A 15181-nucleotide genomic window follows, 5' to 3' on the forward strand; every position below is an offset into this window, starting at 1 on the left:
TTGACGCTTACTCGCTCATTATTTTAGGGGAAGATTTGGGTTAGTAATTAGGAATTAGAAATTAAGGATTAGAGTTGACCAGTTGTGGGTTGTTAGTTGTCAAATAATACTACTAACCACTAACCTATCCCCTATAGTGAGATTGAGGGATTCTGTGCATTTATTAATTCCAGCCGCTGGAAGCGGAAGAAGAATGGGGAGTGACCGCAATAAACTCCTACTTGTGGTGCGCTCTAAGCCTATTATCGCCTGGACTCTTCTCGCTGCTGAAGCGGCAAGTCAAATCAGTTGGATAGGCATTATCTCCCAACCATTAGACTGGCAAGATTTCCAGACGATTTTGACTCAATTAAAGCAATCTTCGCCTGTGGAACTGATTCCAGGGGGTTCTACCCGCCAAGAATCGGTTTACAATGGATTACAGGCGTTGCCAGACTCCGCAAAAGAAGTATTGATTCATGATGGAGCCAGATGCCTCGCCACACCAGATTTGTTCAACTCTTGTGCTCAAGCTATTCAACACTGTCCCGGTTTGATTGCTGCTGTCCCGGTTAAAGACACGATTAAAGTCGTAGATGAAAATGGCATTATTCAAAGTACGCCTGACCGACGGCAATTATGGGCAGCCCAAACTCCCCAAGGATTTGATGTTAAGTTGCTTAAGCAGTGTCACACCGAAGGTGTCCGTCAGGGGTGGGAAGTGACAGATGATGCTGCTTTGTTTGAAAAGTGCGGCTTTCCTGTGCGAGTTGTTGAGGGGGAGGAGACGAATTTGAAGCTAACAACTCCCCAAGATTTGGCGATCGCTGAATTCATTCTCAAAACTAGGCTCGGTGAGCAGTGAAGTCGGTTATAACAATTTTTGGGCATTGCCGAAGGTTCGCCAATGGTTATCTCAATAATAGCCTTGACTTTTGTCATCCAATATGCTAATTTTCCAAACACTTGTGATTCTCCTTAGTCATTCGTCATTTTTTCTTTGTACAAGTGACTAAATGAGTCATGACCAATGAACGGCAAGTGCTGTAGCCTGGAAAACCCTAGTCGAGCACTGCCTCCTAATGACCAATGACTAATGACCAATGACTAATGCCGTGATAAATGCAGCGACCAAGATAGAAGCAATTCTCTATTTGAAGGGTAAGCCCCTGTCTATCAGTGAAATTACTGAGTATGCCGCTTGCGATCGCGCGACAGCACAGGAAGGCATCATAGAACTCATTGATGAGTATGCCCGCCGAGATAGCGCCCTAGAAGTCGTTGAAACTCCAAATGGTTATAGTTTGCAACTGCGGTCAGATTTTCATGACCTAGTCCAAACTCTGATTCCAGTAGAATTGGGCGTGGGAGCATTGCGGACTTTAGCAGCTATTGCCCTAAATAGTCCAATACTCCAAAGCGACTTGATTAACGTGCGCGGTTCTGGTGCATATCAACACGTTCAAGAACTCGTCGAACTTGGTTTTGTCAGAAAACGCCGAGACAGTGAATCTCGCTCGTATTCATTACAAACCACCTCTAAATTTCACCAGTATTTCCAAATCGACCAACTTCCAGCATCATTCTCCAACGGACAGGAGCAAAAACAACTAGAGCTAGAACTCACAACAGCAGAATCCAACAGCAGTTCTGGTACTGTGGAACAATCCTAGTACCTCAGAAAGAGGTGGTGATATGTCTGACCCTTCTACTATGGTTTAGAGTAGAATAAGAAACTCAGCTATAAAAACAGCCAATGGTGTTTGATCCTAACTTTCTGAATGACTACCCTGAGGAACATCCCAATCAGCTTATCTCTGATAGCTTTGAGGAACACCCTAATCACTTACTCAAATATCTACAGCACCAGTCCCCTGAGGTTCTAGCCCGCGTCGCTCAGTCCGTCAGCCCCGAAATTAAACAAATCATTTCGCAAAATGTCCAAGGGCTTGTCGGAATGTTACCCGCAGAAAATTTTAACGTGCAAATTACAACAGATCGAGACAATCTCGCGGGTCTTTTGGCGTCGGCTATGATGACGGGTTATTTTCTTCGCCAAATGGAACAACGGATGCAGTTAGATCATTTGAGTAACAATCATTAGTCAAGAGTCAACACTCAAGAGTCAAAAATTATTAGACTCCCAGACTATGGACTACTTCTGGGGATAGGTTCCTAACTGTACTTGAAATGTTTGAAATTCCCCATTACGGTTGACCTCAATTTCCAGAATCTTGCCTACAGTACTCGACTCTACTAGTTTCTGTACTTGAGCAGATGTCTTAACCGGTTTACCGTTGACTTTTTGAATCATGTCCTCAGGAAGGAGTCCGGCTCGTTGTGCTGGAGATTTTTCTAGAACTCCTGTAATAGCGACACCAACATTCTGCTTAATATTGAGATTTTTGTCTTGATTAATCTGCTGTTTTTTCGCAGGAGAAAGATCTGACATTTCAATCCCCAAGAAAGGATGTTGTACACGCCCTTTAGTAAAAAGCTCGTTAGCAATACGGGCAGCTGTTTCAATTGGGATGGCAAAACCTAGCCCTTGAGCATCGGCGCGGATAGCAGTGTTAACGCCAATGACATCACCTTGAGCGTTTAACAATGGTCCGCCAGAGTTACCAGGGTTAATAGCTGCATCTGTCTGAATAAAACCGACTCGCTTGTCTGGAACACCAACTTGAGCGCTAGTGCGATCTGTAGCGCTGATAATACCGATTGTGACAGTATTGTCTAGACCTAAGGGATTACCAATGGCGATCGCCCATTGACCTGGTATTAAGTTTTGTGAATTACCTATCTTAACTGTTGGTAGATCAGAAGCCGAAATTTTGACAACAGCAACATCTGTTACAGAATCAACTCCCACCACCGTACCGTCAAAAGTCCGACCATCTTTGAGGGTTACTAATACTGTGTCAGTATCTGCAACCACATGAGCGTTTGTGAGTATTCGTCCATTTTCACTCAAAATAAACCCAGAGCCTGTACCACGCTCTATTCGTTCTCGGGGGAATGGTTGCTCTTCTTCACCAAAAAACCGCCGCAACAGCGGATTCTTTAAAGCATCAGAAATAGGATTAGCAACTTTGCGGGTTGCATTAATTCGGACGACTGCTGGTCCAGTTCTTTGAACAGCAGTCGCAATAAAATTCATATTATCGCCAATAGTAGTCCCAGTCTGACCTCCCACAGGGCTTGGAACTGGGTTTTCTGAAGATGAAGAAGCTGTTACATTTCTTAACTCTCTAAACCAACTATTTTGTGGTACAAAATAGCGACTACCGAACAAGCCTGCACCGCCGCCAATAGTCAATAAGGATAGATAAATAACCAGTTGCTTTAAAGATAAGGATAACTTCATAATCATTAGATTCAAGGACAGCAATGCAGATGCTAACTTCTAAGTGTAGTCAAGTCAGGGGATACTTGACTAACAAAGAACCCGGAACTGGTGGAGTCAGAACTCACGACAGTGAACAGTACCAGCCGCAGCGAACAAAAAAATTGCTAACTGAATCACTGATAACTGATAACTGGTAGCTGATTCATCCCTTAAAGTTCCAACTGGGTTTTGTATTCTGCATTCTGATTCTTCTCAAAGATTCATTGCTCATCAGTCAGTTTTGATTATTAACAAGCAGCACTTAAGGACTCACGACCTTTGATCGCCTGCCGTTGGCATTTAAGATCTAGAGTAATTGAGTGTCTCCTTTAGATACATGACTTTTTGCTATCGTTTACTCTTTCTCTGTATTAGCATAGTCACCAGCACCCTTGGGCTTATGCACAGTAGCCCATACTCTGTATTGGCGCAAACTTCTGTTACTGGTTGTCAAAGTTCAGCCCTTGAACGCTTCGGGCGACACAAAATTGCACCAGGAGAAACTGTGGAGAGTATAGCGCAGCGTTACGATCTCACACCAGCTACTATTATCGCCATGAATCCGACCTTAAGAAACAATAAAGTTACTATTGGTCGCGAAATTCAAATCCCTCCCTACAATGGGATTGTTGTTGAAGTACCTCCTGGTCAAAACTGGCGACAAATCGCAGCAAAATATAAAATCCGCCCTGATGTCTTATTTGAGGTGAATGGCTGTCAGAAAAATTCCAGATTTGTGTTTGTTCCAGAGGTAAAACGCTCACCCAATCGTCCCATAACAGAGTCTGCTGCATCAAATTCTACTCCTACTAAGTTAGCTGGGAATCCGTTAGCGGAAGTCGCAACTGTGGCTTTACCTTATGGCTGGCAGACTAATCCTACCGATGGTAAAGTTTTTTTTCATAGTGGTGTGGATTTGTTAGCAGCAAAAGGAACGTCTGTACAAGCGATAGGTGATGGGACAGTCGCTTTTGCCAGTGAACAAGGGACTTATGGTAACTTAGTCATTATCAACCACAGTGGGGGATTGCAAAGCCGCTACGCCCATCTTGAAAATATCAAAGTCTCCGTTGGTCAACAAGTGAATAAAGGAGACATCGTCGGAACTGTGGGTACAACCGGAACACCTACCACAAACCAACCCCATCTCCATTTTGAAGTGCGTTCTAGCTCATCCCTAGGTTGGGCGGCTCAAGATCCTAGAGGATATTTACAGCAGTGAAACTCTTACTCTCTCGTTCCCTCGTTGTTCTCTCTCGTTCCCAGGCTCTGCCTGGGAATGCCCACCTTCAGGCAGAGCCTCATATTCTCCGCTAAAATGTAGATAAAGTACTCAATAATTATTCTTTAAACCAACTCAAAATAGACTCAGTCGATTGAACTAAGTGCATCCCTGCTGCTGCAAATCTCTCAAATGCAGCATCTGCGGCTTCTGCATAATCCACTACACCAGGAACAACAACAGGAGAAGTACAATCTTCCAGCAAATAAACTTTTTTCGCTAAACGAGAGTCTATCTGTTGAATTTCTGTTAATAAATCATCCACTGTCCAAGCAACACAGTGACTTTTGGCTTGTCCCGCAATAATCACAGCATCAAATTCTAACAATTCTTGAATCAAACGCGTATTCTTTTGTACAATCTGACGTTGATCAAAACTTTCCAAAACTTCTGGACGTAAAACAGAATAGTTTTCTGTTAAAGGATGATTACCTTTAATTTCAAATTGTGTCTGACTCTGACGAGCTATGCAGTGGAAAAATACTGCCTCTTCCACAGCAGAAACTAATGCATGACCGATACCACCCAGCATAGAATGATAGGGCCATACAGTCAAAGGATATTTGCCATCTTGAGTCAGTTGCTTAACGTAGTGATAAGCGTGTTTTTCTAAAAATTCATAGTTATATCCAAGACTTGGGGAGCCAGTGCGTTGCGGAGCCAGTCCTGCAGGAGGGTTTCCCGACAGAGGGACCTGGCGTTGGGGTTCCCCCCGTTGTAGCACCTGGCGTGCAACTCTTGGGTTCACTTTCCAAACCCCTTTTTCAATATCTGCTGGTGTAATGCTGGTAGCAGAAGGAGTTGGGTGTTCACCAGCAGTATTAATCCAAAAAATGGGATGAAAAATTTGCATTGCTGTATGAGTATCCATAGTCGGGATCATTTTGGTAATGACTCCCAAATTGCCATAGATAAACTCACACAACCGGATGTTATCATCTACCGCACCCGTTCCAGATTTCCCACCTACGAATAATTCAAATTCGGGAATGCAAAAGGTGTTTTGTACATCAATCAAAAGTAAACAAATGCGTGTTTTATCTTCGGAAGATGGTTTAATATTATATTTTTTTGCCCATTCTCTCGCTTCTTTTGCACGTTGTTGGTAAGGTACGCGCCAGACATAGCCGACTTCTTCAGGGTTGAAATGCGGAGGAATAGGTAGTTGGGTTTTTGTTGGGGTGTTCATAAGTTAAATTGCAACCTCTATCTAAACCTTAATAGAAAGCTTGCCATGTCTGGGCTACTTGGATAGGTTTGTGGTGGGTGGATGACTCTATTTTAGTGACGGATTTTGTCGTTATTAAAATCTATTGCCATTACTAGACTTTAACTTTTTATTCCTGACTCTGGTTTGCGGCAAATCTTTTTTATCCTTCTGAAAGTAGCAGATTTCGACGAGAGTGGGCCATATCTCTAAAGATGCCTGAAATTGACTGATAACGTCATCAACAATCCGAGAGACATTTTGCTGAAAGAAATCGGGTTCAAACCCATAAAATACGCGCGATAGGTTGTCAGCAAAGAACTGGAGAGATTGTCTACGTTCTTCATTCTGAGTGGATATTGAAGCTTTGACCACTTGATTATAGATGTCGCCGACTCTTTCCAAAATTTCCTCAGAGTCTTGTGAAGTTACTTCGCCGGAATAGTCAAACTTGATCGTAAGATCTTCAAGTTCATAAATACCGTTCTTGATCTTCTTTTTGAGTAAATTACATATCTCCTCATTGAAAATTTCACTTGCAATCGGATTACGCATATAGTTATTCCGAATATGGTTCTGTGCAGCATCTACGTGTGCAGCTACTATCCCTTCTTGCTGTATCCAAAGCCGATAGATGTAATCCTCGAACCTCAGTCGAGTCGGGAAAAAGGGTGGCAAACCAAACTGATTATCATACCCCGCGACCCCACAATCCATCCTCCAATTTTTGTTGGTAACAACTGGTCTGAAATTTACGAGAACATAAATATCATTGAGTTCGTCTAGACTAATTTGGTTTTCATCATTCAGATACATGTGAATAAAATCGAGCGTATCAATATCGTGAGTTCCTGTCCGAAAAGTCTGGGCAATTTTGACAACAGCACTATTAGAGACTTTGCTTCGTTGCAGGAAGAGAGAGTTTTCTTTGAAAAAACCTTTTGTTGTGTTGGTTTCTAATTCCATAGCTGTATCTACAACTAGTTCTCCTTTCTCAAAGTTCTCCGGTATCATATTGACTTTCTGACCGAGAACATCCTCAAAACAGGTGAGTAAATCATAGGAACGATGGACGAAACCATCCTGCTTGGACTTGAATAGTTTGCCTCGACAGATTTCATCTGCTAATAAAGATTCTGGGCTATTTTCGATTAATGCATCCGGTCTCATGTCATCATCTGAACTCACCATTAAATGTCCAAGTGTGTACATTAGGGTAAAATTCCGATTTCCGCCATAACTGGGTCGAAACAGGTTTCTGACGAGTGACTCAAGTTTCTTATCGCGAAGTCTCTGGTTTAAGAAATTGATAAACTGTTCTTTCTCACGAGGACCGACATAAAATACGTCGTTGACCGTTTTAGTTTGCTCTAGGAGTTGATAGTATTTTTCATAGTTAGCAACACTTGAATCATCAAAAATAATGATTTTTGGAGCATGTCCGTTTACCCAGAAATTATCATCGTACTTTTCAATCGTTTCTGCTACATCTCTTAGTCGATAAGTCGGGATAACAAAGATTGTTTCTTTGGTTTTCATAATGTGTTGAATTGTCTCGAAAAGTTCAAAACTAGAAAGCAAAATCGGGATGCTTTGATGTAAGATATCCGATAAATTAGGTCATGCTACAAAAGAGACTAAAACATGAAACGTCTGACTCTCATTTTTTGGAAATCACAATAATTACAGAATTAGGAAAACGATGGTTGTCTCGCTAATTTATTGATTAATGTGCTACTTTCCGAAATGCACTTAGCATGAATGAAATTTAGGGCGATCGCGCATCATATAACTAACGCAAGAAATTCTCTCTCGGTTCTGCATTAGCCAGAGTTACCTGTTCTTTTCAAAAAAAACCAGGGGAAAACAGGATTCAATCAGTAGAATCTTGGTCAAAGTAACGCTGCATAAACCGTAAAAATTCAGAAGTCAGGAGTCAGAACCCTTGTCAAATAAATAATTTCAACGATAGATATTTTGTGGAAATCGTGACCCCAATAGCTGGAAGCTTTGTTCATTCTGAATTTTTGATTCTGGATTCTGAATCCTTAACAGAAACCCTATCCACACAATTTGTAATTACAACTAATTTTGCCTTTCTCAAAGCCTGCTTATTAGACACAACAGAATTGTTTCATATTTTTATACTTCATACTAAGAATTATAGGATTCTTTCTAAGAGCTACAATATATCGCCAGTATAAATTGAGGTATAAACAAAAAGTATAGGGCGTTTAGAATTTTTTCAAACTACTTGAAAGCACAAATTCATCTACTATATTGCTACGTCCATACCTAGGGTTGTCTTGTTGTCAAGCTAGTTTCTACAGTCAATCAGGATGTCCCTTTCTTCAAATAATCATTGCAGCTTACTGATAATTGCATCCACAGCGTCATCTGCTCTCATCATTATGTATATTTTGCAGCTACGGATATTCCTGATGAAATAGTGGTATATTACGGGGTCAATCAAATCCCTGGCATCAACAATGGAATTCATAACAGATGTTGCTAGTTTACTTGGTTAAGTCATAGGCGCTGCTGATAACATCTATCGTTTAGAGGAATTTGAAATTTGAAATTTTGGATTTTAGATAATTCATTAGTCATTTTTACCTGTTTCCCAACTCTCCCTCCTCCCCCACTCATCCTCTCCCTTTTTTTCCTGCTCTTTTTTTCAACTTCATCGCTCAAATGAGCCTTTCATATGGCAATCTGGAAAACAGAATGTTTTCCAACTGGATATCTTTGCTACAAAAATTTTACTTAACAGGATATGCAAACCCTGCCTACGCTAACAACTTCCAACACTGTAAACCTTCAACCCACCTTTGACACCACGATCAAACGGCGCAAAACCCGTCCAGTCAAAGTTGGCGATGTCACCATTGGGGGTGGCTACCCTGTGGTGGTGCAGTCAATGATTAACGAAGACACCTTAGACATAAATGGTTCAGTTGCAGCAATTCGCCGTCTCCATGAAATCGGCTGCGAAATCGTTCGCGTTACTGTACCTAGTATGGCTCATGCCAAAGCTCTGGCAGAGATTAAACAAAAATTAATCAAAACATACCAGGATGTGCCTATTGTGGCGGATGTACATCACAATGGTATGAAAATCGCCTTGGAAGTCGCCAAACATATAGAAAAAGTGCGGATTAATCCAGGGTTGTACGTGTTTGAAAAGCCAAACCCTAATAGAACCGAATACACTAAGGCTGAATTTGACGAAATTGGCGAAAAAGTTCGTGAAACTTTGGCTCCATTAGTGATTTCCTTACGCGATCAAGGCAAAGCTATGCGAATTGGGGTCAATCACGGTTCCCTTGGTGAAAGAATGTTGTTCACCTACGGCGATACGCCAGAAGGTATGGTGCAATCAGCAATAGAATTTCTTCGCATTTGTGAATCCTTAGATTACCACAACTTGGTTATTTCTATGAAAGCTTCACGAGTGCCAGTGATGATAGCCGCTTATCGCCTCATGGCACAGCGGATGGATGAACTGGGTATGGATTATCCTTTGCACTTGGGTGTTACCGAAGCAGGTGATGGCGAGTACGGACGGATTAAATCCACCGCTGGTATTGCCACTTTATTAGCGGATGGCATTGGCGATACAATTCGTGTGTCACTAACGGAATCACCAGAGAAAGAAATTCCTGTATGTTACAGTATTTTGCAAGCTTTGGGATTGCGGAAAACAATGGTGGAGTACGTCGCTTGTCCCTCTTGTGGACGTACATTGTTTAACCTAGAAGAAGTTCTGCACAAAGTCCGCGAAGCCACTAAACATCTTACCGGACTAGATATAGCAGTCATGGGGTGTATTGTCAATGGACCCGGAGAAATGGCTGATGCTGATTACGGTTATGTTGGTAAAACGCCTGGATACATTTCTCTTTACCGTGGAAGAGAAGAAATTAAAAAAGTTCCAGAAGATAAAGGAGTGGAAGAATTGATCAACTTAATTAAGATAGATGGACGTTGGATAAATCCATAAATTTTTCGACAATTTTTGTACCGCCGACATAGGTAGTCGCCGGATGACAAAGCATTTTTATGAAATAAAAAAATATGCTCAGTCTTTACAGCAAAACCCTGTGTTAGATTGAGCATACTGATTATAAAATTTTGCGTCTTGCACAGCTGTCATTATGGTAATTACAAGAAGTGGGCTTGTTTTGGGTGCTACAGCGGTGACACTGACAACAATCGCAGTCACTAGTCTGGGTATTCACTCACAAGGACAAGCTTTATTTAAAGAAAGTCCTAAGGAATTAATAGATGAAGTTTGGCAAGTTATTAACCGCCAATATGTAGATGGTACTTTTAATAAGTTAGATTGGCAGGCTGTTCGTCGTGAGTACCTGAACAAGCCCTACAGCGACAAGCAGCAGGCTTACAAGTCCATCCGCGAAATGCTGAAGAAGCTGGGTGATCCTTACACTCGGTTTATGGATCCAGAGGAGTTCAAAAACATGCAAGTGGATACCTCTGGAGAACTGACAGGTATTGGTATCCAAATTGGTTTAGATGAGAAAACCAAGAAGCTGACTGTAATTGCGCCCATTGAGGATACACCTGCTGCAAAAGCTGGTGTCCTGGCAAAAGATATCATCACCAAAATCAACGGAAAAAGTACCGAGGGTATGGATACCAATCAGGCAGTATCCTTAATCCGAGGTGAAGCAGGAACAACGGTCAACTTGACAGTTCTGCGGAGTGGTCAGGAAAAACAATTTAACATTGCAAGAGCTAAGATTGAAATTCATCCAGTAGAGTACTCTCAAAAACAAACTCCAGCAGGCAATCTTGGTTATATTCGCTTGAAGCAGTTTAGCGCCAACGCTGGTAAAGAAATGCAACAAGCAATCAGAAATTTAGAGAGTAAGCAAGTCGCTGGTTATGTCCTGGATTTACGTAATAATCCTGGTGGCTTGCTTTTCTCTAGCGTCGAAATTGCGCGAATGTGGATAAACAATGGCACAATAGTCTCCACAAAAGACCGCTTGTCAGAAGTAGAACGAGAAGTGGCGAATGGACGTGCTTTGACAAACAAACCGCTCGTGGTAATAGTGGATAAAGGTTCAGCAAGTGCTAGTGAAATCCTCTCTGGAGCTTTGCAGGATAACAAGCGTGCTGTTATAGTCGGTAGTCAGACCTTTGGCAAAGGCTTAGTGCAATCAGTGCGTCCTCTGGACGATGGTTCAGGACTAGCGGTGACAATTGCGAAATACTACACTCCTAATAACCGAGATATTAATAAGCATGGAATTGACCCAGATGTCAAGGTGGACTTGACGACTGCTCAGCGAGAACGGCTATGGCTTAAAGAGCGAGACAAAGTTGCCACCCTACAAGATCCCCAATTTGCTAAAGCTGTAGAAGTGATAGGCAAAGAAATTGCACAAAAAACGAACAATAGGGCCGAAAAAAATTAAAAAATCAACACTCAAGAGTCAAAAGATTTTTTTCGACTTTTGATTTCACACTGGTTGGCATTTACCAGACCTAATCAGTCCTACGCGGCGGGCAATAGCTTCTTCTTGGGAACTAAACGGCCCCCATTGCTCAATAATTTCTGGACTACTTTCCTCGGTTGCTTCGTCACTGGGGATTATTTCGCAATGACCAGCCGAATGCTTGACAATATACCAAGTTTGTGTATCACTCATGAATTGATGTGAATATCGCCAGTTTAGTGTATATATGCCTAATGATACAAGCTTTTTGGCAGTAGGTCGTGTGAATCTCAATGAGGCGAGGTCAACCCCTACGTTCCATTCAAAATTCAAAATTCAAAATTCAAAAATAATTAATCAGTTTTAAACTCTTTGAATTTTGGATTTCAGTTGAATTTGAGTGAATCGAGGGCTATTGTCTTTCAATCAGGATTATGCCGCAATACTTTGGACAACTGCACACAACTGAACCGGCTTGGTCAATTCTTGAGGGAGTGCAAGCAATACAACAGAGCGATCGCCATATCCTCTTCAAATGTGGCGACCCCTGTTTAACCATTAGCGTGCTAGCCCCGAACTTAATTCGGGTACGAATGACGCCAACGAGCGAATTCCTACCTCGGCGATCATGGGCAGTCGCACAAGCAGATGAAGAATGGCCGACTGTGCCGTTTGAGGTGCGAGAAAAAGCAGAGGCTATAGAAATTGAAACTGAGCAGCTGCGCCTCGTTGTGTCCCGCAATCCTTGTCGTATCCAGTGCTTCGACAAATCCGGACAGCCCTTTGCTCACGATGCCGACCCAGGGATGGGGTGGCGAACTGGTGCCATTGCTGGGTGGAAACAGATTGAAACTGATGAACATTTTTATGGTTTCGGTGAACCCACTGGCTTACTCGATCAGCGTTCAAAAGTGAAAACCAACTGGACATCTGATGCGATTGACTACGGTATCCTGACAGACAGTATGTATCAGGCAATTCCCTTTTTGATCGCGTTACGTCCTGGATTGGGGTACGGGCTTTTCTTCAATACGACTTTTTGGAGTCGCTTTGATTTGGGGGCAGAACAACCTGGAGTTTGGCGGATGGAAACTCAAGGGGGTGAACTGGATTACTACATTATTTATGGACCAGAACCCGCAAAAATTATCGAGACTTACACCCAGTTAACTGGACGGATGCCCTTACCGCCCAAATGGTCACTAGGTTACCACCAGTGTCGCTGGAGTTACGAGTCACAAGATATAGTACGCAAACTGGCGGATGAATTTCGCCAGCGCCGCATTCCCTGTGATGTTATCCATCTCGATATTGACTATATGAGTGGCTACCGGGTTTTTACCTGGAGTCAGAAGCGATTTGCTAACCCCAAAGAATTAATAGACAATCTCAAGCAAGATGGTTTCAAGGTAACGACAATTGTTGACCCAGGGGTCAAGTACGAACCAGAAGCAGATTACAAAGTCTTTGATGAGGGATTAAAAAACGACTATTTTATCCGAAAAACGAATGGTCAGCTATTTCACGGCTATGTCTGGCCCGATAAAGCCGTCTTTGCTGATTTCCTGCGCCCTGAAGTTAGAGATTGGTGGGGAAGTTTGCTAAACAGTCTCACTGACGTAGGTGTTGCTGGAATCTGGAATGATATGAATGAACCGACACTTGATGACCGTCCATTCGGTGATCCTGGTAAAAAGATGGCGTTTCCCCTCGATGCAGCCCAAGGACCAACTGACGAGAGAACTACCCATACAGAAACTCACAACCTGTATGGACAAATGATGGCACAGGCATCTTATCAGGGACTTGAAAAATCTCGTCCGACAGAACGCTCCTTTTTTCTGACACGATCTGGATACGCTGGGATTCAGCGCTGGTCTGCAGTATGGACGGGAGATAATCAATCCCTGTGGGAACACCTGGAAATGTCCTTACCGATGATGTGTAACTTGGGTCTATCGGGCGTCGCGTTTGTGGGTAGTGATATTGGGGGGTTTGCGGGTAACGCGACGGCTGAACTATTTGCTCGTTGGATGCAGGTAGGAATGCTTTACCCCTTGATGCGGGGACACTCAGCATTAACGACAGCACAGCATGAACCTTGGGTGTTTGGCGATCGCGTTGAAAAAATTTGCCGCGAGTACATCGAACTGCGTTACCAACTGCTGCCCTACATTTACACTCTCTTCTGGAAAGCCGCAACCACTGGCTCACCAATTCTGCGCCCCCTGCTGTATGATTTTCCCAATGACCCGAAAACTTTCACCCTCTGTGACCAAGTTATGCTTGGTCCGTCATTATTAGCAGCACCAATTTATCGTCCAGGTGTTGAACACCGTGCTGTGTACTTGCCTGAAGGTTGCTGGTACGACTGGTGGAGTGGCGAGACTTTTCAAGGACCAATTCACATTCTGGCACACGCACCGCTTGAGCGAATGCCATTATATGTTCGTGCTGGCTCGATTATTCCGATGGCACCAGTCATGCAATACGTAGATGAACGTCCCTTAGACCAGATGAGGCTTCGGATCTGGATGGGGACAGGTGAGTTTACACTTTATGAGGATGACGGTCATACCTTCGAGCACAAAACAGGAGCCTTTTGCACAACAACTTACCAGGTTTGTTTACAAGGGCAACGAACGATTGTTGAGATTGGAGGAGGAGAAGGTAACTTTTCACCCGCAACGCGTGAAGTCATTGTGGAACTAGTCGGTGTTGGCGAACAGAGTTTTGTCGATGATGGCGCTGCGCGTCAGTTGACGTTTGAAATTTAAGGGTGGTTATGCCATTTATGTCTTTCGTCAGCCACCCTCCCATCTATCCCCTGTAATCCGTGTGGTTGTGGGGGATTTTGTTGTTAGCGCGATATGCGCAGTGTCAAGCCTCCGGCTTATCGCGCAAAGCGCAGACACAATCATGCGTATCGCCCCACGACGAAAATGCATAAATCACTTCACCCATCCCTAACTAAATAATGATGGCACGCACCCCGCTATCCTTGGGCGGGGTATCCCGGCACATCTTGTTCATAGTAGTTGTAAGTCCCCATAATCCGACGTGGTTGTGGGGTCTTTTGTTGCCTCAGGGAAACACATGTAGTATTGTAATGCACAGTCTTTTTAACCCCAAGAAAATTAACCCCAAGAAAACTAGTACTTTTTAACGATGATTTGTAGTATAATCAAGCTCCAGTACCCTAGCAAGTTGCTGACAATAATTTAAGTTTAATAACTAGACTGTTTCTATTTAGAGGTAAACAATGCTCGGTTGGATATATATGATTTTAGCAATCCTTCTAGAAGTAGCAGGCACTACTTGTATGAAATTCTCAGAAGGATTCACTAAAGTATGGCCCTCAATTTTCATATTCGTCTTCTATGCTCTTTGTTTTAGCATATTGACGCTCGCTCTGAAAACAATTGAGATAAGTCTTGCTTATGCAATATGGTCTGGTTTAGGAACAGTCTTAATAGTATCCATAGGAATTTTGTGGTTTCAGGAGTCAGTAAATATCGTAAAAATATTATCAATCGTACTGATATTAATAGGAGTGATTGGTCTGCACATAAGTCATGAACCTGTGTCCGAAGAAGAAGGGATTTTGTCAAGTGTTGCTACTAGTGTTGACCAACTCGAAACTACACAGCCGAGCAAAACACAAGATATACTTCCTCCGGTTTCTGACCCGGCTCTAATAATGCCGGAGTCGGTAGAATACCCAGAAAGTGAAAAGGTGCCAATTATCAAGGTATTGTCAAAAAACCATGCTGAGGATTAAACTTACTGACTGACATTATCTGTTACAGTTTATAAATTGTAAAAGTTTGTTATTAATAAATATACTATCAGGGTAAGCG

At 42.7% G+C, this 15181-nt stretch carries 12 protein-coding genes; 8 read left to right on the plus strand and 4 right to left on the minus strand.

The genetic code is table 11. The annotated features are described in order from the left end of the window. Positions 1-154 precede the first annotated feature (154 nt). The 3 genes from ispD (at position 155) to DP116_RS06640 (ending at position 2083) form a co-directional block, all read left to right on the plus strand. On the plus strand, positions 155-844 hold the full coding sequence (ispD, locus tag DP116_RS06630) for a 2-C-methyl-D-erythritol 4-phosphate cytidylyltransferase (protein ID WP_169154422.1): 690 nt from the start codon (positions 155-157) through the stop codon (positions 842-844). Between the two features lie 253 nt (positions 845-1097). Further along, positions 1098-1652 (plus strand): SMC-Scp complex subunit ScpB, encoded by a 555-nt coding sequence (gene scpB, locus DP116_RS06635; RefSeq protein WP_169154434.1) that lies wholly within the window; start codon positions 1098-1100, stop codon positions 1650-1652. Between the two features lie 83 nt (positions 1653-1735). Next, the gene (locus DP116_RS06640; protein ID WP_169154423.1) at positions 1736-2083 is read left to right on the plus strand and encodes a DUF760 domain-containing protein; all 348 of its coding nucleotides are present in this window, start codon (positions 1736-1738) and stop codon (positions 2081-2083) included. Between the two features lie 51 nt (positions 2084-2134). Here DP116_RS06640 and DP116_RS06645 read toward each other — a convergent pair whose 3' ends face one another. Continuing rightward, entirely contained in the window at positions 2135-3352 is a 1218-nt protein-coding gene (locus tag DP116_RS06645) for an HhoA/HhoB/HtrA family serine endopeptidase (protein WP_169154424.1), read from the minus strand. A 352-nt stretch (positions 3353-3704) separates the two neighbouring features. On the opposite strand from DP116_RS06645, the gene DP116_RS06650 reads away from it, so the two are divergent. After that, positions 3705-4589, plus strand: coding sequence for a peptidoglycan DD-metalloendopeptidase family protein (locus DP116_RS06650; protein ID WP_169154425.1), 885 nt, complete (start codon positions 3705-3707; stop codon positions 4587-4589). 118 nt (positions 4590-4707) lie between these two features. Here DP116_RS06650 and DP116_RS06655 read toward each other — a convergent pair whose 3' ends face one another. Both DP116_RS06655 and DP116_RS06660 read right to left on the minus strand, forming a co-directional pair. Continuing rightward, on the minus strand, positions 4708-5838 hold the full coding sequence (locus tag DP116_RS06655; RefSeq protein ID WP_169154426.1) for a cysteine hydrolase family protein: 1131 nt from the start codon (positions 5836-5838) through the stop codon (positions 4708-4710). A 114-nt stretch (positions 5839-5952) separates the two neighbouring features. Continuing rightward, positions 5953-7395 (minus strand): hypothetical protein, encoded by a 1443-nt coding sequence (locus tag DP116_RS06660; protein ID WP_169154427.1) that lies wholly within the window; start codon positions 7393-7395, stop codon positions 5953-5955. Between the two features lie 1237 nt (positions 7396-8632). Here DP116_RS06660 and ispG point away from each other — a divergent pair. Together ispG and ctpC are read left to right on the plus strand one after the other, a co-directional pair. Further along, positions 8633-9859 carry a (E)-4-hydroxy-3-methylbut-2-enyl-diphosphate synthase gene (ispG, locus tag DP116_RS06665; RefSeq protein WP_169154428.1) on the plus strand — a complete coding sequence of 409 codons (1227 nt, stop codon included), beginning with the start codon at positions 8633-8635 and terminating at the stop codon, positions 9857-9859. Between the two features lie 154 nt (positions 9860-10013). Continuing rightward, complete coding sequence (ctpC, locus tag DP116_RS06670) at positions 10014-11300, plus strand: carboxyl-terminal processing protease CtpC (protein WP_169154429.1); 1287 nt, start codon at positions 10014-10016, stop codon at positions 11298-11300. A gap of 45 nt (positions 11301-11345) precedes the next feature. Here ctpC and DP116_RS06675 read toward each other — a convergent pair whose 3' ends face one another. Beyond that, positions 11346-11534 (minus strand): transposase, encoded by a 189-nt coding sequence (locus DP116_RS06675; RefSeq protein WP_169154430.1) that lies wholly within the window; start codon positions 11532-11534, stop codon positions 11346-11348. A gap of 221 nt (positions 11535-11755) precedes the next feature. Here DP116_RS06675 and DP116_RS06680 point away from each other — a divergent pair, with 221 nt between their 5' ends. After that, positions 11756-14098, plus strand: a complete 2343-nt coding sequence (locus DP116_RS06680; protein ID WP_169154431.1) for a glycoside hydrolase family 31 protein — start codon at positions 11756-11758, stop codon at positions 14096-14098. A 485-nt stretch (positions 14099-14583) separates the two neighbouring features. Then, positions 14584-15102 (plus strand): SMR family transporter, encoded by a 519-nt coding sequence (locus DP116_RS30120; protein ID WP_169154432.1) that lies wholly within the window; start codon positions 14584-14586, stop codon positions 15100-15102. The last annotated feature ends 79 nt before the right edge of the window (positions 15103-15181 follow it).

Source organism: Brasilonema bromeliae SPC951, from assembly GCF_012912135.1.
Lineage (GTDB): Bacteria > Cyanobacteriota > Cyanobacteriia > Cyanobacteriales > Nostocaceae > Brasilonema > Brasilonema bromeliae.